At 73.2% G+C, this 22,547-nt stretch carries 23 protein-coding genes and 1 pseudogene; 12 read left to right on the forward strand and 12 right to left on the reverse strand.

Going from position 1 to position 22,547, the window contains the following annotated elements; genetic code table 11:
* Nucleotides 1-30: 30 nt before the first annotated feature.
* A complete protein-coding gene (locus ACGF4C_RS15885) occupies nucleotides 31-372 on the reverse strand; it encodes an Lrp/AsnC family transcriptional regulator (protein WP_393566661.1) in 342 nt (113 codons plus the stop codon).
* 98 nt (nucleotides 373-470) lie between these two features.
* Nucleotides 471-566, reverse strand: a pseudogene (locus tag ACGF4C_RS15890) (AsnC family protein); the annotation flags it as partial.
* A gap of 86 nt (nucleotides 567-652) precedes the next feature.
* On the opposite strand from ACGF4C_RS15890, the gene ACGF4C_RS15895 reads away from it, so the two are divergent.
* From ACGF4C_RS15895 to mgtA, 6 genes are all read left to right on the forward strand, one after another.
* Nucleotides 653-1,168: a helix-turn-helix transcriptional regulator gene (locus ACGF4C_RS15895; RefSeq protein ID WP_393566663.1), complete on the forward strand. Its 516-nt coding sequence runs from the start codon at nucleotides 653-655 to the stop codon at nucleotides 1,166-1,168.
* A 126-nt stretch (nucleotides 1,169-1,294) separates the two neighbouring features.
* Nucleotides 1,295-2,482, forward strand: a complete 1,188-nt coding sequence (locus ACGF4C_RS15900) for a DUF2306 domain-containing protein (RefSeq protein WP_393566665.1) — start codon at nucleotides 1,295-1,297, stop codon at nucleotides 2,480-2,482.
* A gap of 49 nt (nucleotides 2,483-2,531) precedes the next feature.
* Nucleotides 2,532-2,762 carry a hypothetical protein gene (locus ACGF4C_RS15905; RefSeq protein ID WP_393566667.1) on the forward strand — a complete coding sequence of 77 codons (231 nt, stop codon included), beginning with the start codon at nucleotides 2,532-2,534 and terminating at the stop codon, nucleotides 2,760-2,762.
* A gap of 23 nt (nucleotides 2,763-2,785) precedes the next feature.
* On the forward strand, nucleotides 2,786-3,460 hold the full coding sequence (locus ACGF4C_RS15910; protein WP_393566668.1) for a hypothetical protein: 675 nt from the start codon (nucleotides 2,786-2,788) through the stop codon (nucleotides 3,458-3,460).
* A gap of 109 nt (nucleotides 3,461-3,569) precedes the next feature.
* The gene (locus ACGF4C_RS15915; RefSeq protein ID WP_393566669.1) at nucleotides 3,570-3,947 is read left to right on the forward strand and encodes an ArsR/SmtB family transcription factor; all 378 of its coding nucleotides are present in this window, start codon (nucleotides 3,570-3,572) and stop codon (nucleotides 3,945-3,947) included.
* A gap of 6 nt (nucleotides 3,948-3,953) precedes the next feature.
* Nucleotides 3,954-6,620, forward strand: coding sequence for a magnesium-translocating P-type ATPase (gene mgtA / locus ACGF4C_RS15920; RefSeq protein WP_393566671.1), 2,667 nt, complete (start codon nucleotides 3,954-3,956; stop codon nucleotides 6,618-6,620).
* Here the strand turns inward: mgtA and ACGF4C_RS15925 are convergent.
* Nucleotides 6,611-8,059, reverse strand: coding sequence for an MFS transporter (locus tag ACGF4C_RS15925; protein ID WP_393566672.1), 1,449 nt, complete (start codon nucleotides 8,057-8,059; stop codon nucleotides 6,611-6,613). The genes mgtA and ACGF4C_RS15925 overlap by 10 nt on opposite strands.
* Before the next feature lie 80 nt (nucleotides 8,060-8,139).
* Between ACGF4C_RS15925 and ACGF4C_RS15930 the strand changes: the two genes are divergently transcribed.
* The 3 genes from ACGF4C_RS15930 to ACGF4C_RS15940 all read left to right on the forward strand — a co-directional run bounded on the left by ACGF4C_RS15930 (nucleotide 8,140) and on the right by ACGF4C_RS15940 (nucleotide 10,094).
* A complete protein-coding gene (locus ACGF4C_RS15930; RefSeq protein ID WP_393566674.1) occupies nucleotides 8,140-8,697 on the forward strand; it encodes a cupin domain-containing protein in 558 nt (185 codons plus the stop codon).
* Between the two features lie 119 nt (nucleotides 8,698-8,816).
* The gene (locus tag ACGF4C_RS15935; RefSeq protein ID WP_393566675.1) at nucleotides 8,817-9,374 is read left to right on the forward strand and encodes a DUF4232 domain-containing protein; all 558 of its coding nucleotides are present in this window, start codon (nucleotides 8,817-8,819) and stop codon (nucleotides 9,372-9,374) included.
* 75 nt (nucleotides 9,375-9,449) lie between these two features.
* A complete protein-coding gene (locus ACGF4C_RS15940; RefSeq protein WP_393566677.1) occupies nucleotides 9,450-10,094 on the forward strand; it encodes a LysE family translocator in 645 nt (214 codons plus the stop codon).
* 28 nt (nucleotides 10,095-10,122) lie between these two features.
* On the opposite strand, the gene ACGF4C_RS15945 is transcribed toward ACGF4C_RS15940, so the two are convergent.
* Together ACGF4C_RS15945 and ACGF4C_RS15950 are read right to left on the reverse strand one after the other, a co-directional pair.
* Entirely contained in the window at nucleotides 10,123-11,298 is a 1,176-nt protein-coding gene (locus ACGF4C_RS15945) for an MBL fold metallo-hydrolase (RefSeq protein ID WP_393566678.1), read from the reverse strand.
* 108 nt (nucleotides 11,299-11,406) lie between these two features.
* The gene (locus ACGF4C_RS15950) at nucleotides 11,407-12,282 is read right to left on the reverse strand and encodes a GNAT family N-acetyltransferase (RefSeq protein WP_393566680.1); all 876 of its coding nucleotides are present in this window, start codon (nucleotides 12,280-12,282) and stop codon (nucleotides 11,407-11,409) included.
* Nucleotides 12,283-12,499: 217 nt separating this feature from the next.
* Between ACGF4C_RS15950 and ACGF4C_RS15955 the strand changes: the two genes are divergently transcribed.
* Nucleotides 12,500-13,477, forward strand: coding sequence for a carbohydrate kinase family protein (locus ACGF4C_RS15955; protein ID WP_393566682.1), 978 nt, complete (start codon nucleotides 12,500-12,502; stop codon nucleotides 13,475-13,477).
* Here the strand turns inward: ACGF4C_RS15955 and ACGF4C_RS15960 are convergent.
* The 3 genes from ACGF4C_RS15960 to ACGF4C_RS15970 are packed head-to-tail and all read right to left on the reverse strand — an operon-like array spanning nucleotide 13,450 to nucleotide 15,537.
* On the reverse strand, nucleotides 13,450-14,385 hold the full coding sequence (locus tag ACGF4C_RS15960; RefSeq protein WP_393566684.1) for an SAM-dependent methyltransferase: 936 nt from the start codon (nucleotides 14,383-14,385) through the stop codon (nucleotides 13,450-13,452). The genes ACGF4C_RS15955 and ACGF4C_RS15960 overlap by 28 nt on opposite strands.
* A complete protein-coding gene (locus tag ACGF4C_RS15965; protein WP_393566686.1) occupies nucleotides 14,382-14,663 on the reverse strand; it encodes a DUF397 domain-containing protein in 282 nt (93 codons plus the stop codon). The genes ACGF4C_RS15960 and ACGF4C_RS15965 overlap by 4 nt, the downstream gene beginning before the upstream one ends.
* Nucleotides 14,664-14,670: 7 nt before the next feature.
* Entirely contained in the window at nucleotides 14,671-15,537 is an 867-nt protein-coding gene (locus tag ACGF4C_RS15970; protein WP_030415680.1) for a helix-turn-helix transcriptional regulator, read from the reverse strand.
* A gap of 109 nt (nucleotides 15,538-15,646) precedes the next feature.
* Here ACGF4C_RS15970 and ACGF4C_RS15975 point away from each other — a divergent pair, with 109 nt between their 5' ends.
* The gene (locus tag ACGF4C_RS15975) at nucleotides 15,647-16,138 is read left to right on the forward strand and encodes an ATP-binding protein (protein ID WP_393566688.1); all 492 of its coding nucleotides are present in this window, start codon (nucleotides 15,647-15,649) and stop codon (nucleotides 16,136-16,138) included.
* Nucleotides 16,139-16,181: 43 nt separating this feature from the next.
* On the opposite strand, the gene ACGF4C_RS15980 is transcribed toward ACGF4C_RS15975, so the two are convergent.
* Complete coding sequence (locus ACGF4C_RS15980; RefSeq protein WP_393566933.1) at nucleotides 16,182-16,958, reverse strand: SGNH/GDSL hydrolase family protein; 777 nt, start codon at nucleotides 16,956-16,958, stop codon at nucleotides 16,182-16,184.
* A gap of 319 nt (nucleotides 16,959-17,277) precedes the next feature.
* Here ACGF4C_RS15980 and ACGF4C_RS15985 point away from each other — a divergent pair, with 319 nt between their 5' ends.
* Nucleotides 17,278-18,087 (forward strand): tyrosine-protein phosphatase, encoded by an 810-nt coding sequence (locus ACGF4C_RS15985; protein ID WP_393566690.1) that lies wholly within the window; start codon nucleotides 17,278-17,280, stop codon nucleotides 18,085-18,087.
* On the opposite strand, the gene ACGF4C_RS15990 is transcribed toward ACGF4C_RS15985, so the two are convergent.
* From ACGF4C_RS15990 to dxs, 3 genes are read right to left on the reverse strand one after another with little or no spacing between them, the layout of a single operon-like run.
* On the reverse strand, nucleotides 18,077-19,228 hold the full coding sequence (locus ACGF4C_RS15990) for a serpin family protein (RefSeq protein WP_393566935.1): 1,152 nt from the start codon (nucleotides 19,226-19,228) through the stop codon (nucleotides 18,077-18,079). The two genes, ACGF4C_RS15985 and ACGF4C_RS15990, sit on opposite strands and share 11 nt — an antisense overlap.
* 54 nt (nucleotides 19,229-19,282) lie before the next feature.
* The gene (locus tag ACGF4C_RS15995) at nucleotides 19,283-20,665 is read right to left on the reverse strand and encodes an aspartate aminotransferase family protein (protein WP_393566691.1); all 1,383 of its coding nucleotides are present in this window, start codon (nucleotides 20,663-20,665) and stop codon (nucleotides 19,283-19,285) included.
* Nucleotides 20,662-22,542, reverse strand: a complete 1,881-nt coding sequence (dxs, locus tag ACGF4C_RS16000) for a 1-deoxy-D-xylulose-5-phosphate synthase (protein WP_393566693.1) — start codon at nucleotides 22,540-22,542, stop codon at nucleotides 20,662-20,664. Before dxs ends, ACGF4C_RS15995 begins: the two co-directional genes overlap by 4 nt.
* Nucleotides 22,543-22,547 lie beyond the last annotated feature (5 nt).

Genomic DNA, 22,547 nt, shown 5'->3' on the forward strand with positions numbered 1-22,547 from the left:
GAACACCACCCACCCCGCCCGCTGCGTATGTCAGCGGGCGGGACGGGGAAGCAGGGTGCCGGCCCGCTTCACGGTGCGGATGACCGGCGCCGTCTCGATCGAGCGGATCGCGTCCAGTGCGGCGATCCGCCCGGTCAGATACCGCGCGAGGTCCACGGAGTCCCGGCAGTTCACGGCCGCGAGCAGATTCGTCGGCCCGGTGGTCAGCGCCACCAGGGGCACCTCGGGGTGCTCGGCCATCGCCGTGGCCACCGCGGTGAGCCGGGACGGCCGTACGGACATCCACAGGCGCGCCTCGGCGCGGAAGCCGAGGGCGGCGGGCGGGATGTCGACGAGGAAGGTGAGCACGCCGGCCCGGCGCAGCGCGGCCACCCGCCGGCGCGCGGTCGACTCGGACCATCCCGTGGCGGCCCGGCGGAGCGCAGCCGGCGGTAGCGGCGGGCGACGGTGCTCTCGGACACCCCGAGCGCCTCCCCGATGAGCCGGAACGGCGCCCGTCCGTCGATCTGCAGCGCATGCACCAGCCCGTGGTCCACGTCGTCCAGGGTGCCGGTTCCCGTCTTCATGGAGGACGAGTGTGCCAGCTTCCGCCGGCAGGGCGGCCACGGTGACCGGCCCTCGCCCGCCCGCTCGGACCCGGTACGGTCGCGGCATGGATGTCGCCCGGTTGACCACGCCTTCGTTCCTCGTGCTCGGCATCATCGACAAGCTGGGTGAGGCCAGTCCGTACGACGTGAAGGTCGAGGCCGCGCGCACGGTGGCGCCGTTCTGGTCGATGCCGCATGCGCAGGTGTACGCGCAGTGCGACCGGCTGGTGGCGGCGGGGCTGCTGTCGGAGGTGCGGCAGTCGGGCGGGCGGAACCGGCGGCTGATGCGGCTGACCGAGGCGGGCCGGAAGGCGCTGGCGGACTGGCTGGCCGACCCGGCCTTCGTGCCCGTCGAGGCGCGGGAACGCGGCATTCTGAAGCTGTGGTTCGGGGCGCGGCCGGAGGTGCTCGCGCCGGTGCAGCTCACCGAGCACCACCGCACCCTCGCGGATTACGAGGAACTCGCGGAGAGTGTGGGCGAGTTGCTGACCCGCGGGCAGCGTGAGGCGCTGGAGTTCGGTATCCGGTATGAGCGGATGATGGTGGATTTCTGGCAGTGGGTGGAGCAGCGCGGGGAGTGAGGCCGCCGCGCGACCGTTGACCACGGCGACGGATCGCCCTTACCTTCTCGATAGTCCAGACAGGACTATTGGCGCCGCGGGCCGCGGGGTGGCGGGGTGGCGGCAGGCCGGAGCGAGGGAGTCGCCGTGAACCGTCCGAGGAGGGTCGCCTGGCGCCGCGTGGCCACCATCGCCGTCGTGGCCGTCTGCGTGAGCTATGCGCCGGTCGCGATGACCGAACTGTGGCCGTACGCGCAGCGCGGGGCACCGGCGTTCGGCGAATGGGTGCTGGCGCGGGCGGTGTCACCGCGCTATGTCGCCGAGGCCGTCGCGGACCGGCTCAGCCCGTACGGGCGCAGTCTGGTGGCGCTGATCGTCCACTCGGTGCTGGGCGGTGTGCTGATGCTGCTCGGCCCGGTCCAGCTGCTCTCGGCGGTGCGGCGGCGGATCCGGCTGCACCGGGCGGTGGGCGTGGTGTTCGCGGTGACCGTGTACGCGTCGATGGCGGGCGCCGCGGCCTATCTGGTGCGCACCGCGCCCCGGGACGCGTTCAGCGGGCCGGCGTTCTGGATCGTGCTCACCACCATCCTGGTGGGCACGGTGCTCAGCGTGACGTTCGGCATCTTCGCCGCCGTCGGGCGCTTCCCCGACCTGCACCAGCGGTGGCTGCTGCTGTGCTACGGCTTCCTGATGACCGCGCCGCTGCTGCGCCTCGAATGGGGTGCGCTGCCGTGGCTGCTGCCCGGGCTGTCGATGGCGGACATCAACCGGGTCGCGGTGATGCACCTCGGGTCGGTGGTGGCGTTCGGCGCACTGCTCGCTTCGCGGGCGATGGACCGGCGGGGGACGGTTTCCGGGGTGCGGGGGACGTGGGTGCCGACGCCGGTGCTCGCCGCGGTGCATCTTGCCGGCGCGGCCGCGCTGGCCTGGATCGTCCGGTCGCACCTGGGCCGGGGCGCCGAAGGCTTGCGCCTGCTGGTTGCCTATCTGGTCCCGTACACCGTGACCTACGCCGTGCTGCTCGTCCGCCAGCGGCGTGCGGGGCGGGACGGCCGGAGCTGGGCGCGCGAGGAGTGGCGTCTGCATCTGGCCGCCCTGTGCCTGGCGCCGGTGCTCTCGGTGGGCGCGGCGCTGCTGTTCGAGCGGTACCTGGGGCTGGACCGGGGCACGGCGCTGTCCGCGGGGGTGGCCATCGGCTGCGGCATGCTGGCGTTCGCGGCGACCACGGCGGTCAGTCTGCGGATCATGTTCGCGCGGGAGCTGGTCAGGCGGGAGGGCCCGGCCGCGCCCCCTCTCCCCGCACCGGGCCCCGTCACTCCCGTGATCAACACGTAAGCGAATCAAGGCAGTTGAGGGACGGTCCGGAGAAGGAGACGGAGCGCAGATGCCTGAGGGACCGGACGCGTCCGGCACCGCCGAAGCCATCCGGGCCGCGGAGGCGGTGCGGTCCGGTGACGGGCCGTCAGTCGTGGCGGGCGAGGGCCGTGCGCTGACCGTGGGTGTGACGATGCTCGCGTACACCGTCGGCGTGATCAGCCTCCTGGTCGGGGCGCTGCTCGCGGTGGCCGGTCTCGCCGGGCAGGTGTTCAGCGCCTGGAAGTCGGCCGGCCGCTGAGCCCCGCGCTGGTCGGCGCGGCGATGGCCGGTGTGGCGCCGGGGCTGTTCGGCGTCGGCCGGGCACGGGTCTGGGAGGAGGTCCGCACGCTGGTCCTGCCGCTCGCCGTGGTGCTCGTCGGTCTGTTCGCCGTGAGCCTGCTCCATGCGGGCGGGCTGCAGGCGGCCGCGGGCGGTCCGGTGGTCCTGGTGCTGTTCAGCCTCGGCTGGGTCGCGGTGCTCGGGGTGCTCGCCGTGTGTGCGCTCGCCGCTCTCGTCCGGCAGTACCTGAAGCCCGCCCGGCCGCCGGCGGCCCGCCTCGCCCCGCTGCCGGGGTGGTCGAAGCCGTTCCTGGCGGTGCTCGGCTCGGCGTGGTTCGGCATCGGTACGGGCCTGCTGGTCGAGCCGCGGTTCTGGGCGGACTTCGTGCCGTGGGCGGTGAACCGGCCCGACGCCCAGGCGCTCGGTGTCTGGGGGGCCGCCCTCGGCGTCGGCGTCCTCGGGGCACTGGCCGAGGACGACCTGACGCGGACCCGCCCGGCGCTGCTCGCCCTCCCCGGTATCGCGCTCGCCGTAGCCGTCGTCCTCGGGGTGCGCGCCTCCGAGGTCGACTGGTCGTCGGGTGCCGCGCTGTCCCTGGTCACCATGGTCGCGGGGTTGCTGGTGGCAGGCATCGTCGGCCACCGTCTGTCGGCCCGCGGCCCGGCACCCCGGCCGTGAGCGGGACCGCGGGTGGGCGTACCAGGTCGCCGCGGCCCCCTGACCGGCGGCACCTACACTGACCCGGTCGGGACGGGAACGGCGTCCCACCAGGGGGACGGAGACGGCAGTGGTCGGACGCGGCAAGGGTGACGGCGGCGCGGTGGACGACCCGTCCGCCGAGGTGCTGGGCGAGGCGGCCGCGGTGTTCGGACTGCTGGCCGCTCCCCCGCGGCTGCACATCGTGTGGGCGCTGACGCAGGGCGAACGCGATGTGAGCGGGCTCGCGGAGCGGATCGGCGGGGCGCTGCCGGCGGTCAGCCAGCATCTGACGAAGCTGAAGCTCGCCGGTCTGGTGCGCTCGCGCCGGGAGGGCCGCCGGGTCGTGTACTTCGTCGACGACCCCGATGTCGTGGCGGTGGTGCGCCTGTTGTTCGACCGGCTGGACGCGCGACGTGGCGGACGGTCCGCGGGCGCCGCGGCGGACCTGCGGTCCTTCGGTGCCTGAGGCCACGTGCCCGAGACCACCGCGACACCGGGCGGCGGCCCCCCTCCCGTGCGGGCGGCCGGCACACCCGCCAACGACGCTCCGGGTTCCGGCCACGGCAGCGCGGATCCGGCCCGGCTGACGACGCTGGAGCTGCTGCGCCGGCTGGCGGCCGGGCCGCGCGGACTGACCGCGGAGCAGGCCGAGGAACGCCTGGTCCGGGACGGCGAGAACGTCGCCCCCGGCCGGCGGCCGGTCTCCTGGCCGCGGCGCTTCCTCGGCAGTCTGCGCGATCCGTTCACCGCGGTGCTGCTCTGTCTCGGGCTGGTGTCGGCGGCCGTCGCCTCGTGGGGCACCGCCTGCGTGATCATGGTGCTGGTCGTGGTGAGCTGTCTGCTGCGGTCGGGCGGCGAGCACCAGGCCGGCCGGGCGATGGCCGGGCTGCGCGAACTGGTCGCCACCACCGCGTCCGTACAGCGCCGCGCGGACGCCGGCGCGGCGCCGGTGGTCCGCGAACTCCCCGTCGACCAGCTCGTCGTCGGGGACGTGGTCCGGCTCGGGCCCGGCGACCTGGTGCCGGCGGATGTCCGGCTGCTGCGCGCCAGCGGGCTGACCGTGCACCAGGCCGCGCTGACCGGCGAGTCCGCGCCGGTGCCGAAGTACGCCCTCGACGCGCCGCCCGATGCGGACGACGAGGATCCCGAGCCGCCCCACCTCTGCTTCCAGGGCAGCAGCGTGGCCTCCGGGAGCGCAACGGCCCTGGTCGTCGCCACCGGCGCGGACACCCGGTTCGCCGCGGCGCACCGCGGCCCGGCCCGGCGGCGGTCGGAGAGCGCCTTCGACCGTTCGGTGCACGGCATCGCCTGGACGCTGATCCGCTTCATGCTGCTGACCCCGCCGCTGGTGCTGATGGCGAACGCCGCGCTGCGCGGACGGGGGCTGGAAACGCTGCCGTTCGCGATCGCGGTGGCGGTGGGCCTCACCCCGGAGATGCTGCCGGTGATCGTGACGGCGACGCTGGCGCGCGGTGCCTCGGCGCTCGCCCGCACCGGCGGCGTGATCGTCAAACGGCTCCCGGCCCTGCACGACCTGGGGGCGATCGACCTGCTGTGCCTGGACAAGACCGGCACCCTGACCCAGGACCGGCCGGTCGTGACGCGGTCCGTGAACGCCCGGGGAGCCGACGATCCGGACGTGCTCAACTGGGCGTCGGTGGGCAGCTTCTGGACCCTGGAACTGGCCGAACTGCCCGCCCCGGACTCCCTCGACGAGGCGGTCCTCGACGCCTCGGCGGCGTACGGCGCGGATCCGCTCGGCTACGACGGGATCGCGGCGCTGCCGTTCGACCCGGCCCACCGGATCGCCACCGCCGTCGTCCGCCGCCCGGGGACGTACGGCCGGCACACCCTCGTCGTCAAGGGCGCCGTCGAGGACGTCCTGGGCCGCTGCGCACGCGTCCGGCTGGACGGTACGGAGGCCGAACTGACCGAGGGGGGACGCCGGCGGCTGCTCGACCTCGCGGCCACCGAGGCGGCCGGGGGCTTGCGGCTGCTCGCCGTCGCGCACGCCGAACGCCCCGCCCGTTCCGGCCCGTACGGCGAACGGGACGTGCGGGGGCTCACCTTCCTCGGCTGGGTCGCCCTCCGCGACGCACTCGCCCCCACCGCCGGGGCCGCGCTCGCCGGCCTCGCCCGGCGCGGGGTGGCGGTGAAGGTGCTCACCGGCGACCACCCGGGCACGGCCGCCCGGGCCTGCCGCGATCTCGGTCTGGAGCCGGGCGAGGTGCTGACGGCCGATCAGCTCGGGCCGGTCGGCGGGCCGGCGCTCGCCGCGGCCGTCGAGCGGGCCACCGTCGTGGCGCGCTGCACCGCCCAGGACAAGGCCCGGATCGTGGCCGCGCTGCGCGAGAGCGGCCGGACCACCGGTTTCCTCGGTGACGGCGTGAACGACCTGCCGGCGCTGCTCACCGCCGACGTGGGCATCTGTCCCCGGGGAGCGGTGGCCGTGGCCCGCGAGGGCGCCGACGTCGTCCTGGCCGACAAGGACCTGACCGCCCTCGACCGTGCGCTCACCGCCGGCCGCCACAGCAGCGGCACCATCGCCGCCTATCTGCGGATCACGCTCTCCTCCAATCTGGGCAACGTCCTCGCGATGCTCGCCGCCGGCCTGCTGCTGCCGTTCCTGCCGATGCTGCCCGCCCAGGTCCTGGTGCAGAACCTCTGCTTCGACGCGGCCCAGCTCGCCTACGCCTACGACCGGCCCGCGCCCGCCGCGGTCCGCAGCCCGGCCGTGCTGCGGCCGCGGGCCGTGCTCCGCCACATCACGGCCTTCGGCCTCCTCAACGCCGCCGCGGACCTGGCCACCTTCGGGGTGCTGGCGCTCGCCGTGCACCTCACGGGCGGCGCCGGCGGCCCGGCGGTGTTCCACGCCGGCTGGTTCACCGAGAACCTGCTGACCCAGGCCATGATGATGCTGCTGCTGCGCACCGGCCGGCCCGCCCCCGGACACCGCGCGATCGGCCCGGTCCACCTCGCCGTCACCGCCCTCGCCGTCGTCGGCCTCCTGCTCCCCCTGTCCCCCCTGGCCGCCACCCTGGACATGTCCGCCCCGCCACCGCTGTACTACGCACTCCTCGCCGCGGTCCTCAGCCTCTACGCCGTCACCCTCACCGCGGCGAGGCGGCGCTACGCGTGAGCCCCGCCGCGAGCACCCGGCCCTGCGCCGCCGGGAGCCCGGGACGGTGTCGGCCGGGGGATGCAGAAGAGAGCGAGGCTGGCGGCCGTCAGGTACGCCGCTGCGCCGATGGCCATGCTGATCCGCAGGCCGGTGGTGAAGCCGGCGGTGCCGGCCAGCAGGGAGCCGCCCAGCGCGACGCCCGCGGCGCTGCCGACCTGGCGGGTGGTGTTGAACAGGGCGGAGGCGGTACCGGCGTAGGTGTCGGGGGCGGCCGACATCACGGTGGCCGTTGATCCGGTGAGGGCGAAGGACGTGCCGAAGCCCGCCGCCATCATCGGCGCCACCAGCAAGGCGTAGTCCGGGTCCGGTCCCGCGGCGGCCCAGCCGGCCAGTCCCGCCGATCCCAGGAGCATGCCGGTCACCACGAGCGGCCGGTGTCCGGTGCGGCGTGCCAGTCGCCCGGACAGGACGGAGGCGAACATCGTCATGGCCACGGCCGGGAAGAGGGCGAGCCCGGTGCGCAGTGCGGTCAGACCGCGGTGGTGCTGGAAGGAGAGGCTGGCGGTGAAGATCATGCCGTAGAAGGCGAAGTTGAACAGCAGGCCGATGGCCGCCGCCCCGCTCATCGGGCGGGAGCGCAGCAGTCGCAGGGGCAGCACGGGGGTGCGGGCGAGGCGTTCGCGCAGCACGAATCCGGCGGCTGCCAGCAGGCACAGGCCGGCCCCGGTGAGGATCAGGGGGTCCGTCCAGCCGCGTCGTCCCGCCTCGTTGAGGACGGCGGTCAGCAGGGCCACCGTCGCGATCAGCGCGCACTGCGCCGGCCAGTCGAGGGGACGGTCCGCACTCCGCGCCGACACCGCCACATGACGCAGTGTCAGAACCAGGCAGACGCATCCGACGGGCAGGTTGATGAAGAACACCCAGCGCCAGCCCACGGTGGTCACCAGCAGACCGCCGAGGAGCGGGCCGGCGGAGGCGGCGATGCCGGCCATGGAACCCCAGAGGCCGAAGGCCCGGGAGCGGGCGGCAGGTGAGGGATAGGCCTGTTGGAGGAGCGCGAGGGAGCCGGGCACGATCAGCGCCGCGCCGAGTCCTTCACACAGCCGGGCGGCGACCAGGAACCCGGCGCTGCGGGCCAGCCCGCAGCCGGCCGAGGCGACGGTGAACACCACCACCCCGGTGCAGAAGATCCGGCGGTTGCCCAGCCGGTCCCCCAGCGCGCCGCCGGTGAGCAGCAGACCGGCGAAGACCAGGGTGTAGCCGTCCGTGATCCACTGGATGCCGGTGAGCGAGGCGGACAGCTCCCGCCCCACCACCGGGACGGCGACGTTGATCACGGTCACGTCCAGGATGACCATGAAGTAGCCCGCACAGACCGCGAGAAGCGGGGCCAGCGACCGGCCCGGACCCGCGGGCCGATCCGGTCGAGCGGCCTGAGGCCCACCGGCACGCACCATGGCGGACACGGTATTCCCGGACACACACCTCCCACGGCTTGAGCGGTCCGGCGGCGCGCCGGAACACCGGCTGGTGCAACTTGTCACCCGACTACCCCGAGATCCGCTACCCGCACGACGAGGGTGAGATCAGCGCGACCTTCCGGCCGGCCGGCACTCCGCCGGACTACACCGCGCCCGGCGGCAACGCCTACCACTACCTGTCGACCCGGCTGACGACGGACGGGCTCTTCGGGCTGTACCAGAACCGCATGGGGCCGGCGGTGGGCGGCACCGGTCCGCACTTCCACAAAACGATGTCCGAGTCGTTCTACGTGCTGTCGGGGGAGATACACGTCTTCGACGGCGAGCGCTGGTTCGACGCGTCGCGGGGCGATTACCTGTACATTCCTCCGGGCGGGGTGCACTCGTTCGGGAACATCTCCGGTGAACCGGCCGAATTCCTGATGCTGTTCGCTCCCGGCGCGGCACGCGAGGGGTATTTCGAGGGCCTCGCCGAGGTGGCGGGCATGACCGACCAGGAACGCGCCGACTTCTTCCTCCGGCACGACAGCTTCTTCACCGACATGACCAAGGGGCCGGCGGCGGATTCCTGGGAGGACCGGGCCGCCCTCCGCAAGTCGTTCAAGACCCGCTGAGAAAGCCGCCCTGACGGGACGGAGTACGCCGCCGCCGGAGAGATCTTCCTCACGAGCACCGCGGTTCCGGGCAACCGACCGCGCGTCAAACGCCTCCTTACACGGCAGGGAACGAATTCGTGAGGAATGGGGGAGCCGTGCGGCGGCGTTCACTTCTCGCGGCGACATCGGCCGCGCTCGTACTGACCGTCTCCGCCGGTCTCGGCCTGACCGGCTGCGGTTCACAGCGGATGGCGGCGTTGCACGCCAACTGCACCACCAAGGGCCTGCGGTGGAAGCTCACCGTGCTCAAGAAGCCGGCGCACAGCAAGCACCGGGACGCCCGTCTGACGATCGTCAACAAAACGTCCCGGCCGTGCGTCTTCGGCGGCTATCCGTTCTTCGAGGTGCACGTCGGCAAGGGGCCGCTGGCCGACGGCAAGGGGCGCGGTTCGGTCCCGCCGCCCATCGACCTGCGGGCCGGCGGCACGGTGACGACGGGCCTGCGCTACAAGGATTCCGAGCCCGGCAACCCGACCGGCGAGTGCATGGTCAGCAATGTGGAGGCGACGGTGGCCGCACCGCACGACCGCGAGCAGTGGTCCATACCCGCCCGGGACGAGTCCGGCCGGCGCGCTCTTCTCAACGTCTGCGACACCGCGATCTGGATGAGCCCGCCGAAGGAAGCGGCCGAGTAGCGCGGGACCTTCGAGGGCTCCGGGCCTCGTGCGGGGCCGGGCCCGGCTGGTTCAATGGCCGCCGAGGTGAGGAATATGGTGTCGGCCGACCGGCTGTTGGCGTTCGCGGTGATGTCGCTGTTGGTGATCGTGATTCCGGGGCCGAGCGTGCTCTTCGTGATCGGCCGGGCCCTGGCGCACGGCCGCCGTACCGCGCTGGCCACGGTCCTGGGCAATGTGCTCGGCTCGTACCTGCTGGTGGCCGCCGTGGCGTTCGGTCTCGGGGCGCTGGTCGAGCGGTCCGCCGCGGTGTTCCTGGCCGTGAAGCTGGCCGGGGCGGCCTACCTCGTCCTCCTCGGCGTGCAGGCGTTCCGGCACCGCAAGGACATGAAGCTCACCGCCGTGCAGCCGGCCGGGCCGCGGGCCCGCGGCGATCTGCGGACGGTCGCCGACGGCGTGCTCGTCGGCTGCACCAACCCCAAGGGAATCGTCTTCTTCGCGGCCGTACTCCCCCAGTTCGTGGACCACGCGGCGGGCGGGCTGCCCGCCCAGATGCTCGTGCTGGGCCTGGTGCCGATCGGCATCGGCCTGATCACGGACACGGTGTGGGGGCTCACCGCCTCGGCGGCCCGCGCCTGGTTCGCCCGGTCCGAGCGCCGGCTGTCGATGATCGGCGGCGCGGGCGGCTTCGCGATGATCGGCCTCGGGGTGACGGTGGCGGCGACCGGACGCGCGGACTGACCGGCGCCCGGTGCCGCAGACCGCCCGCTCAGCGGTCCGCCGCGAGATCGGCCTCCACGGCCGGGGGCGCCACCGGCGGCCAGGCCGGCCAGCCGTGGACCGGCGGCACCGCGATCGCCCGCCACCAGGGATAGCCGGCCGGCGGCTCGGCCGGCTCGAACGGCTCGCCCGGCCTGGGGTGGACGGTGGTCACCCCGGCCTTCCGGCCGGCGCTCAGCGTCCATTCGGCCGGCTCGGCCCACGGGTGCGGGGCGAGGTTGAAGGTGCCCCAGTGGATCGGCAGCAGGACGCCGGCCACAGCGCCGCCCTGGAGGTCCAGGTGGGATTGGACCCCCTGGTCGGGGCGCATGTGAATGTCGGGCCAGAACTCGCTGTAGGCGCCGATCTGGATCATCGTCGCGTCGAACGGGCCGTGCGCCGCGCCGATCTCCGCGAAGCCGGGGAAGTAGCCGGTGTCGCCGCTGTGGAAGATGCGGTGGCCGGGGCCGGCGACGACCCAGGAGGCCCAGAGGGTGTGCTGTGGACCGCGCAGTCCGCGGCCGCAGAAGTGCTGGGCCGGGGTGGCGGTGAGGGTGAGGTCGCCGACGCGGGTGGCCTCGTGCCAGTCCAGCTCGGTGATCCGCTCCGCGGGCACGCCCCAGAATTCCAGGTCGGCGCCGACGCCCAGCGGGACGACGAAGACCGCCCCGGTGCGGATCAGCGCCTGGATCGTGGGCATGTCGAGGTGGTCGTAGTGGTCGTGGGAGATCACCACGGCGTCGACCGGGTCCAGCTCGGCCAGCTCGACCGGCATCGGGTGCATCCGCTTCGGGCCCGCCCAGGTGAACGGCGAACAGCGCTCCCCCCACACCGGGTCGAAGAGCACCCGCCGGCCGTCGATCTCGGCCAGTACGGTCGAATGCCCCAGCCACGTCAGCCGCAGCCCGGACGCGGGCGGAACGGCGAGATCCGCCGTCGGGCGGACCACCGGGATCCGGCCGACCGGGGCCCGGCGCAGCCGCCCCTCGCGGTTCAGCTGAGTGCGCGCCATCGGCAGCGCGGAGCCGTCGAGCAGCTGCCGGGTCTGCACCGGGTTGCGGAACTGGCCGTCCACGAACTGCGGCGACCTGCGTATCCGGGCCAGCCGCTCGCCCGTGGGCCGGGCGCCGAAGCTCGCGGGACGCAGCGCGGACAGTCGGGTACGGCGGGATCGGGAACCGGGCACGGCACCTCCATGGTCGGGGCGGTCGCGAAGTGAACGGGCCACGGGACCGGTGGGTTCCGCCGGCGCCCCGCCCACTTCGCACCTCCACCTCAACGCCCCGACCGCCCCTCACATTCCGTGACCGACCATCTCCCCGGCGTCGAATACCAGTACGGCATGATCCTCCACCGTCCGGTACCCGAGTCTCCGGTAGAGCGCATTACTGGTGGCGTTGGCGAGATCGGCGAACAACACCACCTCCCGGGCCCCGAAGGACCGTGCGGCGGCCGACACCGCTGCGGTGACCGCCCCGCCGAAACCGCGTCCGCGCAGCTCGGGCGGGGTGTGCACGGGGGCGACCCGGGCCATCCCGGCCAGCGTCCGCGTGAAGCAGGCCAGCGAGACCGGGCGGCCCCGGTACTCCCACAGCAGACAGCGGCCGTCCGCGATCCGCTCGTCGAGCGCACGCGCGTCGCGCGGCGGCGGACCGCCGATCTCGGCGGCGAAGGCCGCGAACCGGTCGAGCAGCAGACCCCGGTCCGCGGGCGTCGCGGGGCGGGCGGCGCCGGGCGGCGCGGGGCGCGGAGGCGTCAGTTCCGCGAGCCGGTAGAGGCGGTGCCGGGCGGCGGTGCGGACCGTGCCGCCGTGCCGTTGTTGCCAGGCGGCGGCGAACGCCTCGGCTGCGGGCCGAGCGCCGTTCACCCCGGCCGGCCGGGGCCGCTCACGCGCCAGTACGTCGGCCAGCGCGGCCGCCGCGTCGTCCGGCATCGGTGAGAGCACGACCGGCCGCGGCGGGGTCCACAGGAACGCGGCCGCGGCCTCCCGCCCTCCGTCCGGCCGCCACCATCCGTACACCGGGGCATCGTCCCCGTACGCGTCGGGGCCGATCGTCCGCAGGGCGGAGGCCGCCGAGAGCAGCACCGTGTGGCCGGCCGGCCGGCCGCGCAGGAACTCCCCCGCGGCCGTCTCGAACGCCTCCGGGTTCCGGGTCGTGGTCCACGTCATGCCTCAGCGTGGCGCGCGGGCAGCCGGCGGTGCAGCCGGTTTTCGGTGCGCCTGCGGAGCGTCTTGCGCGTCGTTTCCCCCCTCGTGCCACCGCTGTCCCTGACATCCCGATTTCGGGCGGGGCTGCGTCTAGACTCCCGGCAGCGGGCGCACCTGGTCCGCAAACGGTCTCACCAGCAAGGGATTCGTCTCACCAGCAAGGGATGCAGGGACGCTTGTGACATTCCAGCAGGTATCCGAGCCGTATGACGCATATGACGTACTCGTGGTGGGCGGGTCGGGGGTGGACACCATCGTGCCGGTCGGCGCGCTGCCCGTGCCGCCGGCCGATTCCCATCCGGTCGCGCCCATCAGGGAATGGGCCGGCCACACCGGAACCGGTGTCGCGCTGGGCTGCGCGGCGCTCGGACTGACCACCGGATTCGTGGACTTCATCGGTGACGACCCGCCCGGGGCCCTGGTCCGCGAGCGGCTGGCCGGCACCGGTGTGGACTTCCGCCCGCTGGTCTCACGGCACGGCACCCGGCGCGCGGTCAACCTCGTCGCCCCCGACGGCCGCCGGATGTCCTTCTACGACGGGCGTGACCCGCTCGATCTGCGGATGCCGCCGGAGCACTATCTGCCGGTGCTGCGCCGGGCCCGGCACGTGCATCTGTCGATCACCCACTTCGCCCGCTTCCTCTACGACGACATCGAGGCGCTCGGCCTTCCGGTCTCCACCGATCTGCACGACTGGGACGGTCTGACGGACCATCACCGGGAGTTCGCCTTCCGCTCGGACCTGGTGTTCCTGAGCACGGCGGGGGCGGGCGAGCGGATCGGGCAGGTGATGCGGGAGATCCTGCGGCAGGGGCGGGCCCGGGCGGTCGTGGCGACGGCCGGCGCCGGCGGCGCGTATCTGCTCACGCCCGACGACCGGAGCCCGCGGCCGGTGCCGGCCGCGGTGCCGCCGGGCCCCGTCGTGGACAGCAACGGGGCCGGCGACGCCTTCGTCTGCGGCTTCCTGCACGGCCTGCTGGCGGGCCGGCAACTGGCGGACTGCGCACGCCTGGGCGCGGTCGCGGGGGCGTACGCGTGCACCTCGCCGGGCACCCACACCGCCCTCATCGGGCCGGAGGGCCTGCGCGGTGTCGTCCCCGAGCCCGCGCCGGCGGCCGAGCCGGCCGGTCAGTCCTTGCGGCCGACCCCGCCGTAGAAGACGGTGTTGTTCAGTTCCTCGGCGTCGGGTACCGGTCCGTCCGGCCGCCACAGCGGGACGCGGACCACGCCCGGGTCGAGGAGGGTGAACGGCCCGAAGAGCGGCTCGATGCCGGCCTTGGAGCGCAGGTTGAGGCTGGCGGTGGCGCTCTTGTAGACGTCCTCCACGCCCGCCCGGGCGACCTCGTCGGTCCGGCCGCCCGGGTAGCCCTCGTAGGGTTCGTCGGTGGCGTGCGTCAGGACGAGGTGGCTGCCGGCGGGAAGCGCCTCGGCGAGGGTGGCGATCACGCCGGCCGGGTCCTCGGCGTCCCGCAGGAAGTGCAGGACGGCGACGAGCAGCAGCGCCACGGGTTCGTCGAAGTCGATCAGCTCCCGGACCACGGGATGGTCCAGGACCGCCTTGGGGTCGCGGACGTCGCCGAGCACGAAGCCGGTCTGCGCCGCGTTGGTGAGCCGGGCCCCGGCGTGGGTGGCGACGATCGGGTCGTTGTCGACGTAGACGACCCGGCAGTCGGGCGCGGCCTCGCGGGCCACCTCGTGGGTGTTGGGCGAGGTCGGGATGCCGGTGCCGAGGTCGATGAGCTGGCGGACGCCGGCGTCGACGACGGTGCGCACCGCGCGCCGCAGGAAGGCGCGGTTGGCGCGGGCGCTGAGCCGTACCTGGGGGTGGACCTCGATGACGCGCTCGGCGGCCACCCGGTCGACCTCGTAGTTGTCCCAGCCGCCGAGGTAGTAGTCGTACATCCGGGCCGGGTGCGGCCGGCTGGTGTCGATCTCCTCGGCGGTGAAGCCGGTGTGCTCGGGGCCGGGCGGGTACGGCCCGAAGTCCGGGAGCCCGGAGTCCGGAATCTCGAAGTCCGCAGCCTCGAAGTCCGGGCGTCCCGGCGGGAGTTGCTGCCCGCTCATGCCGACCTCCGCTCGGTGCACCGGCCGGCCGGTGCCGCGGTGAGCAGGAAGTCGGCGTGGCCGGCCTTGGCGCCCTCGATGAAGCTGACCATTTCGCGGTGGGTGTAGATCAGCGCCGGGCCGTCCGGGTCGGTGGACTGGCGCAGGGCGATCCGGCCGTCCCCCAGCCGCATGGCCTCGACGCACTCGCCACCGTTTCCGCCGCTCCACGGTTTGTGCCAGCCCTCTGTGCCCAGTTCTTTGGCGGGCATGCCGTTGTAGATGCGTATGCGATCCATGGGGGGTTCAGATCTCCTTGCGAAAGCCACCCAGAATGGCCTCGGTGGTGTGTGCCGGCGCGGCCTGCGCACACATCCGGTCCAGGGCCTCCAGGTACTGCGAAACGTCGTTGCGCTGGTCGAAGTACACGGCTCCGACGAGGCTTTCCGTGTAGGCGATGTCCGGGAGTTCCGGGATCGGGAAACGGAAGATGTGGAAGGGTCCGTACATGGCGGGGTGCGGGCCGGCGGCGAAGGGCATCACCTGCAGCCGGACGTTCGGCAGCGCGGTGGCCTCCATGAGCCGGGTGATCTGGTCGCGCATCACCTTGGGCCCGCCGATCGGACGCCGCAGGACGGTCTCGTCCATGACCACCCAGAGCATCGGCGCGTTGTCGCGGGTCAGCAGGGACTGCCGTTCCCTGCGCAGGGCGACGATGCGGTCGATCTCCGCGCCGGAGGCGTGCGGCATCCCGGCACGGAGCACGGCGGTGGCGTAGTCCTCGGTCTGCAGCAGTCCGGGGACGTAGTGCGGTTGGTAGGCGCGGATGAGGTTGGCCTCGCCCTCCAGGCTGACGAAGGCGCTGAACCACTCGGGGAGGACGTCCCGGAAGCGGTGCCACCAGCCTGGCTTGTTGGCCTCGCGGGCCAGGCTCAGGAAGCCCTCGATCTCCTCCTCGTCGGTGACGCCGTAGGTCGCCAACAGCTTTTCGACGTAGGGGAGTTTGAGCCCGACCTCGGCCTTCTCCATCCGCCGGACGGTGGCGTGGGTCACGTCGAGCGCCGTGGCGGCCTGCTCGTAGGAGAGTCCCGCCTTCTCGCGCAGGTCCTGCAGTCGCTTGCCGAGCACCACCCGCAGGACGGTCGGTGCGCCTGCCGACCGTGGGTCCGCCACGTCCGATCGCCTCCAACTGACTTCAGTGTTCAGCAGTGTGTCATGCCGTCATCAGGACGAACAGACTGCACTGACGATTCTGCAAATTGCAGAGTGATCCTTGCCATCGGTGACCGACATCGCACATAGTTACGGCGTGGCTTCCTCCAACAACGCTCCCTCGTTAGGGCGCTGCGGCGGCTTCGTCGCCCAGCACCCGCAGGACGCGTTCCACTTGCCGGCGCGACGCACGTCCGTCCCCGAGGCGCGCAGACGCGTCCAGACGCTGCTCGCCGAGTGGGGCGCGGCTCAACAAGTCCGCGACGACGTGGAGTTGGTGGTCTCCGAGCTGTTCACCAATGCCGTGCGGCACACCGGCAGCGAGAAGGTCGGCTGTGAAATCGCCCTCATCGGCGCGCACATACGCATAGAGATCACGGACGAGGGCGACCCCGGGGGCTCGGCGCCGCAGATCCAGCCGGGCAGTCCGGACCAGGAGTGCGGCCGGGGGCTGTTCCTGGTCGGCGCGCTCTCCGACAGCTGGGGCTCGCGCCCGGACGACAGCGGGCGGGGCCGGGTGGTCTGGGCGGACCTGCCGTACTCCAGCGCTCCGGCGCACTGAAGGCCCCGTTCCGCCGTCGGCGGACGGGGCCTTCGTCAATGGTTCAGAGCGGCAGCAGGTCGGGCCGCTTGGGCTCGACGTGGTCGCCGGAGGACTCGCCACGCAGCCGGCGCCCGATCCACGGCACCAGATGCTCCCGCGCCCAGTGGATGTTGTTCCGCCGCGCCTCGGCGGCCGACCGCTCCGCCTCCGGCGGCCACGGCTGGTCCGGGTCGGCCGGCACCGGCAGGCCGAGCACCTGGGCGGCGCGCAGCGCCACACGGGTGTGGCCGTCGGCCGACAGGTGCAGCCGGTCCTCGCTCCAGGCCCGCCGGTCCTGTACGGACTTCAGCGACCACAGGTCGAGCACCGGGCAGCCGTGCCGGTCCGCGATGGCCCGGACGTGCGCCGTGTAGGTGGCGATCTTCCCGCGCAGGAGACCGAGCACCGGGACCCCGCGGGTGTCGAAGCCGGTGCAGAGCAGGACCGTGCCGACCGAGGCGCGCAGCTCGGCCACCGCCGCCTCGTAGCGCTCGGCGACCGCGTCCGGGTCGGAACCCGGCCGGAGGATGTCGTTGCCGCCGGCACAGAACGTCACCAGGTCGGGGGCCAGCTCCTTGGCCCGCGGCACCTGTTCCTCGACGATCTGGTCCAGCAGCCGCCCCCTGATGGCGAGGTTGGCGTAGCGGAAGGCACCCTCCGCCTGCTGGTCCGAGAGCAGGACCGCGAGGCGGTCCGCCCAACCGATGTACACCCCGTCAGGGCCGGGATCCCCGACCCCCTCTGTGAAGCTGTCCCCGACGGCTGCGTACGACCCGATGGCACCTGTGGCGCCGGTGATGAGGTCTTTCGACTCATCTGCAGCGCTCGTGGCGCCGCTGCTGATGTTCTTCGAATCGTCTGCCACGTCAGGACATACTTCACCTTGAGAAGTGACCTACGCCACCGTAACCAGGGGTTGACGAGGCGTGATTAATGCCACCAGGTCAAATTCTGCTCAAGTTGGAATAAGAATCGGTCATGGGTTGCTTCTTGAGCGCTTCCTCGCGCCCTGCGGCACTCCGATTGCGGCCTGATTTCCTATTGCATCAATGTCGTATCGTCGGGACTGCCCCGCCTCGTCGACGAGCAGCGTCGGCGACCGACCCAGAGGAGCGCCCGTGACGCAGCAGACGCCGCAGGTCCCGCAGGCCCAGCCGGAGCTCGCGGAGGTCCGCAACTTCCGCGACGTGGGCGGGCTGCCGACCGTGGACGGGCGTCGCGTACGGGAGGGCAGACTGTTCCGCAGCGGACACCTCGCCCACGCCACGGCGGAGGACACGGCGTTCCTGGCCGGCCTCGGGCTGCACACCGTCTTCGACTTCCGCAATGCCTCGGACATCAAGCTGGAGGGCCCCGACGTCCCGCTCCCCGGCGTGCGCAACGTGAACATCCCGCTGACCGACCCGGCCGACGGCGCCGAGTTCTGGACGATGGTCCGCGACGGCGAGCTGGAGCAACTGCGCACCGCGCTCGGCGACGGCAAGGCCGCGGCCCGGATGGCCGCCACCTACCGGCACATCATCACCACCCGCACCGAGGACCACAGCCGGGTGCTGCACGCGCTGGCCGAGGACAGCGTCCCCGCGCTGATGCACTGTGCGGCGGGCAAGGACCGGGCCGGCCTGTCCGTGGCCGTGACCCTGCTGGCGGTCGGGGTGGAGCGGGACGCCATCGAGGCCGACTACCTCAAGTCCAACGACCCGCACCGCCGCTACAAGATCCGCCGCTCCGACAACTCCGCGGTCGGGATGTCGCCGGAGGTCATGGAGCTGCTCTCGCCGCTGTTCGGCGCGCACACCGACTACCTCGCAGCCGCCTATGACGCGATCGAGCGGACCTGGGGCTCGACGGAGAAGTACCTGTCCGAGGGCCTGAAGCTGGCCCCCGAGACCCGCGAGCGGCTGCGCGAGGCGCTGCTCACCGACTGACCGGAGCGCCCTGGGGTTCGGCGACCCAGCCCGCCGTCAGCACCAGCCCCGACGCCCGGTGCACGGCGAGGAACCCGAAGGGCCGGTCGAAGCGGGCCGTGATCCGCAGCGCCTGGTACGGCGGGGGCGGCGGCACGGACCCCGCGGCGACCGGCATGACCGTGACGGCCGCCGCCCGGAAACCGAGCGCGCCGAAGGTCGCGGTGGCCTGCTGCCGGGCGGCCGACACCGCGAGCGGGTGGTCGCTGATGCCCGGGAAGTGCCCGCGGGAGGTATCCGCCGCGGCGGTCAGCCCGAACAGCTCCGGCCGCTTGAGCAGGTCGTGTGCGGCGTCGACGGTGAACCGCACGGTCGTGAGGTCCAGCCGCGGCACCCCGTCGTAGCTCGGCACCGTCGTCACCCGCAGCCCCGGCCCGGCGCCGTCGGTGAGCGCGGCACCGGACACCGCCGGGTACCGCCCGGCCAGCGCCTCGACGCCGTGTCCCAGCACCTCACCGCCCGGCACCCCGGACCCGCCGAGCAGCAGGTGGACGTCCAGGCCGTTGTCGCCCTCGACGCGTACGGCGGTCAGCGGGCCGGCCGGGGTGCCGTGCACCCGGACCTGCGCGGCCGCCGCCCCGGAGCGGCTCAGCGCGGTCACCTCGCGCCCCGCCCAGGGGCCTTCGGTGAGCCGCAGCGGGTGCTCCCCGAAGGGTTCCATCCAGGTCGTCCGCACCAGCAGCGCACTGGCCAGCACGAGCAGCAGGTCGGGGGTCACCTCGACCGGCATCCGCTCGACCATCCCGTCGGTGTGGCGCCGCGCCCAGACGTCCAGCGCCTCCTGGTCCGCCGCCGCGGCGCCGGTCAGCTCGCCGAGCGTGCCCGGCGCCAGACCCTCCCGCCACTCGGGGCGCAGTGACAGCGTGCGCCGGGCCCACAGCGCGGCCGCGGCACCCACGCCGTCGGCCTCGTCCAGCGCCGCGAGCAGCGAGCGGCCCTCGGCCGGCGCCCGCTCCGGGTCGGTGCCGAGCGCCTCGGCCAGCTCCGTACGGGCCGGGCCCGCCGAGGGGCCCGCGAGCAGCGCGAGCAGCGGCCAGACACCGGCCGCGGTGAGGACCGTGCCGGCCGGTCCCACCGCCTCCCGCGCCCAGCGTGCCGTCATGCCGTTCACGGACCGCACCGTCGTCCCGTCCGGCATCGCGTCCCCCCAGAGCTGTCAGCGGTGGGCGACCGCCTGTTTGACCAGCGTCCGCCCGAAGTCCCACATCAGGTTGCCGCCGCCGTGCGCGTCGTCCATGACGGCCGTGAAGGCGCCGACGAACCGGTCCACCTCCCGCTCGCCGATGATCAGCGGCGGGATCAGCTTAATGACCTCCAGGTGGTCGCCGGAGACCTGGGTGAGGATGCGGTGCCGCTGCAGCAGCGGCACCACGACCATCTGCGCGAACAGCCCCTTGCGGGCCGCCTGCAGCATCGTCCAGCGGCTGCGCAGCCCGAGCGAGGAGGGCCGGCCGAACTCGATGCCGATCATCAGGCCGCGGCCCCGCACGTCGTGCAGCAGCTCGTACTTCGGGATCAGCTCGGCGAGCCGGCCGCGGAGCAGATCGCCGGTGTGCCGGGCGTGCGCGACGGTCTGCTCGTCCTCCATCACCGCGAGGACCGCCAGACCGGCGGCCATCGCCTGGGCGTTGGAGCCGAAGCTGGCGGAGTGCACCAGTACGCGGTCCATGGACGAGTAGACCTTTTTGAAGATCCAGTCCTTGCCGAGGGTCGCGCCGACCGGGACGTAGCCGCCGGACAGTGCCTTGGCCACGCACACCAGGTCCGGTGCCACGCCGTCCTCGTGCTGGTAGGCGAAGAAGTCACCGGTGCGGCCGAGGCCGGTCTGCACCTCGTCGGCGATCAGCAGGGCCTTGTGCCGGTGCAGGAGGTCCTGCGCGGCCCGCAGATAGCCGGGCGGCGCCTCGTGCACGCCCTTGCCCTGGATCGGCTCGACGATCAGCGCGGCGACGTCGCCCTTCGTCAACTCCCGTGCCAGGGCGTCGAGATCACCGAGCGGCACGGCGGTGTCGGGCAGCAGCGGCGCGAAGCCGTCGCGGAAGCCGTCCTCGCCGTTGACGGAGAGGGAGCCGGTCGTCAGGCCGTGGAAGGCGTGGGTGCAGTACAGGATCCGCGGCCTCCCGGTCGCGTACCGCGCGAATTTCAGCGCGGTCTCCACGGCCTCGGTGCCGCTGTTGCCGAAGAAGACCCGGTCGAGGTGGGCGGCGTGGCCGAGCAGCTGCTCGGCGAGCAGGCCGGGCAGCGGCTGGCAGTCGAAGCGGGTGAGGTCGGGCAGCTGGGCGTCGAGGACGTCGTGCAGCGCCTTCCGTACGACGGGGTGGTGCCGGCCCAGGCCCATCACCCCGAAGCCGGCGAGCATGTCGAGGTAGTCCTGGCCTTCGGCGTCCCAGAAGTACGCGCCCTCGGCCCGCTCGTAGACCTTGTCGAAGCCGATGGTGTGCAGCATCCGCGGCAGCTGGTGGTTCAGATGGCGGGCGTGCAGGTCGTACCGCTCGCCGCCGCGCTCCGCGAGCAGCCGCGTCAGGTCGAATCCGGTCATGAGACGGTCTCCTTACGGGCCAGCGCGGCGCTGATCCGGCCGGCGATCTCGGCCGGGGTCAGGCCCAGGTCGGCCAGCAGCTCGGCCCGCTTGGCGTGCGGCAGGAACTGCTCGGGGATGCCGAAGGTGCGCAGCGGTACGTCGACGTCCGCGTCCCGCAGCGCCTGGCCGACCGCCCAGCCGACGCCACCGGTACGGCTGTTGTCCTCGACCACGGCCACCAGCGCGTGGTCGGCGGCGAGTTCGGCGACGGCCGGGTCGACCGGCTTGACCCAGCGCGGGTCGATGACCGTCGCGTCCACGCCGCGCGCCGCGAGCAGCTCGGCGACCCGCAGGCAGACCGGTGCCATCACGCCGACCGCGACCAGGAGGACGTCCGGGTGCGGTGCCCGGTGCAGGACGTCCACCCCGCCGATCCGGTCCACGGCCGGGATCGGGTCGTCCACCGATTCCTTGGGGAAGCGCAGCACGGTCGGTGCGTCGTCCACGTCGAGGGCCTCCCGCAGCTGGGCGCGGAGCTGGTCGGCGTCGCGCGGGGCGGCGATCCGCAGGCCGGGGACGACGCCGAGCACCGACAGGTCCCACATGCCGTTGTGGGAGGCGCCGTCGGTGCCGGTGACGCCGGCCCGGTCCAGGACGAAGGTCACACCGCACTTGTGCAGCGCGACGTCCATCAGGATCTGGTCGAAGGCGCGGTTGAGGAAGGTGGCGTAGACCGCGAAGACCGGGTGCAGGCCGCCGGTGGCCAGGCCCGCCGCGGAGACGGCCGCGTGCTGCTCGGCGATGCCCACGTCCCACACCCGGTCCGGGAACGCCTCGGCGAACTTCTGCAGGCCGACCGGCTGCAGCATCGCCGCCGTGAGGGCGACGACGTCCTCGCGTTCCGCGCCGATGCGGACCATTTCGTCGCCGAAGACGGACGTCCAGGACGGTGCGCCGGGCGGGGCGACCGGCGCGCAGGTCAGCGGGTCCATCACGCCGACGGTGTGGAAGTGGTCGGCCTCGTCCTCCAGGGCGGGCCGGTAACCGCGGCCCTTCTCCGTCAGGCAGTGCACCAGGACCGGGCCGTGGAATCCGGACGCGCGGCGCAGCGCCGATTCGACGGCCTCGATGTCGTGCCCGTCGATCGGGCCGAGGTACTTCAGGCCCAGGTCCTCGAACATGCCCTGCGGCGCGATGAAGTCCTTCAGGCCCTTCTTGGCACCGTGCAGCGTGCCGTAGAGCGGTTTGCCGACGACCGGGGTGCGCTCCAGCAGGTCCTTGCCGCGGGCCAGGAAACGCTCGTAGCCGTCGGTGGTGCGCAGGGTGGCGAGGTGGTTGGCCAGCCCGCCGATGGTCGGCGCGTAGGAGCGCTCGTTGTCGTTGACGACGATGACCAGCGGGCGGTCCTTGGCGGCCGCGATGTTGTTCAGCGCCTCCCAGGCCATGCCGCCGGTCAGCGCGCCGTCGCCGATGACCGCGACGACATGGTCCTTCTTCCCGCGCACCTGGTTGGCCTTGGCCAGACCGTCCGCCCAGCCCAGCACCGTCGAGGCGTGGCTGTTCTCGATGACGTCGTGCGCCGACTCCGCCCGCGAAGGGTAGCCCGACAGACCGCCCTTGGCCCGCAGCTTGGAGAAGTCCTGACGGCCGGTGAGCAGCTTGTGGACGTAGGACTGGTGGCCGGTGTCCCACAGGATGCGGTCGGCGGGCGAGTCGAAGACCCGGTGCAGGGCCATGGTCAGCTCGACCACGCCCAGGTTGGGGCCCAGATGGCCACCGGTGCGGGACACCGCGTGGACCAGGAAGTGCCGGATCTCCTCGGCGAGTTGGGGCAGGCGGTCGGCGGGGACCGCCTTGAGGTCACGCGGTCCGGTGAGGTGTTCCAGCATCGTCATGTTCG

This window comes from Streptomyces sp. NPDC048197, assembly GCF_043202395.1.
Classification (GTDB): domain Bacteria; phylum Actinomycetota; class Actinomycetes; order Streptomycetales; family Streptomycetaceae; genus Streptomyces; species Streptomyces siderophoricus.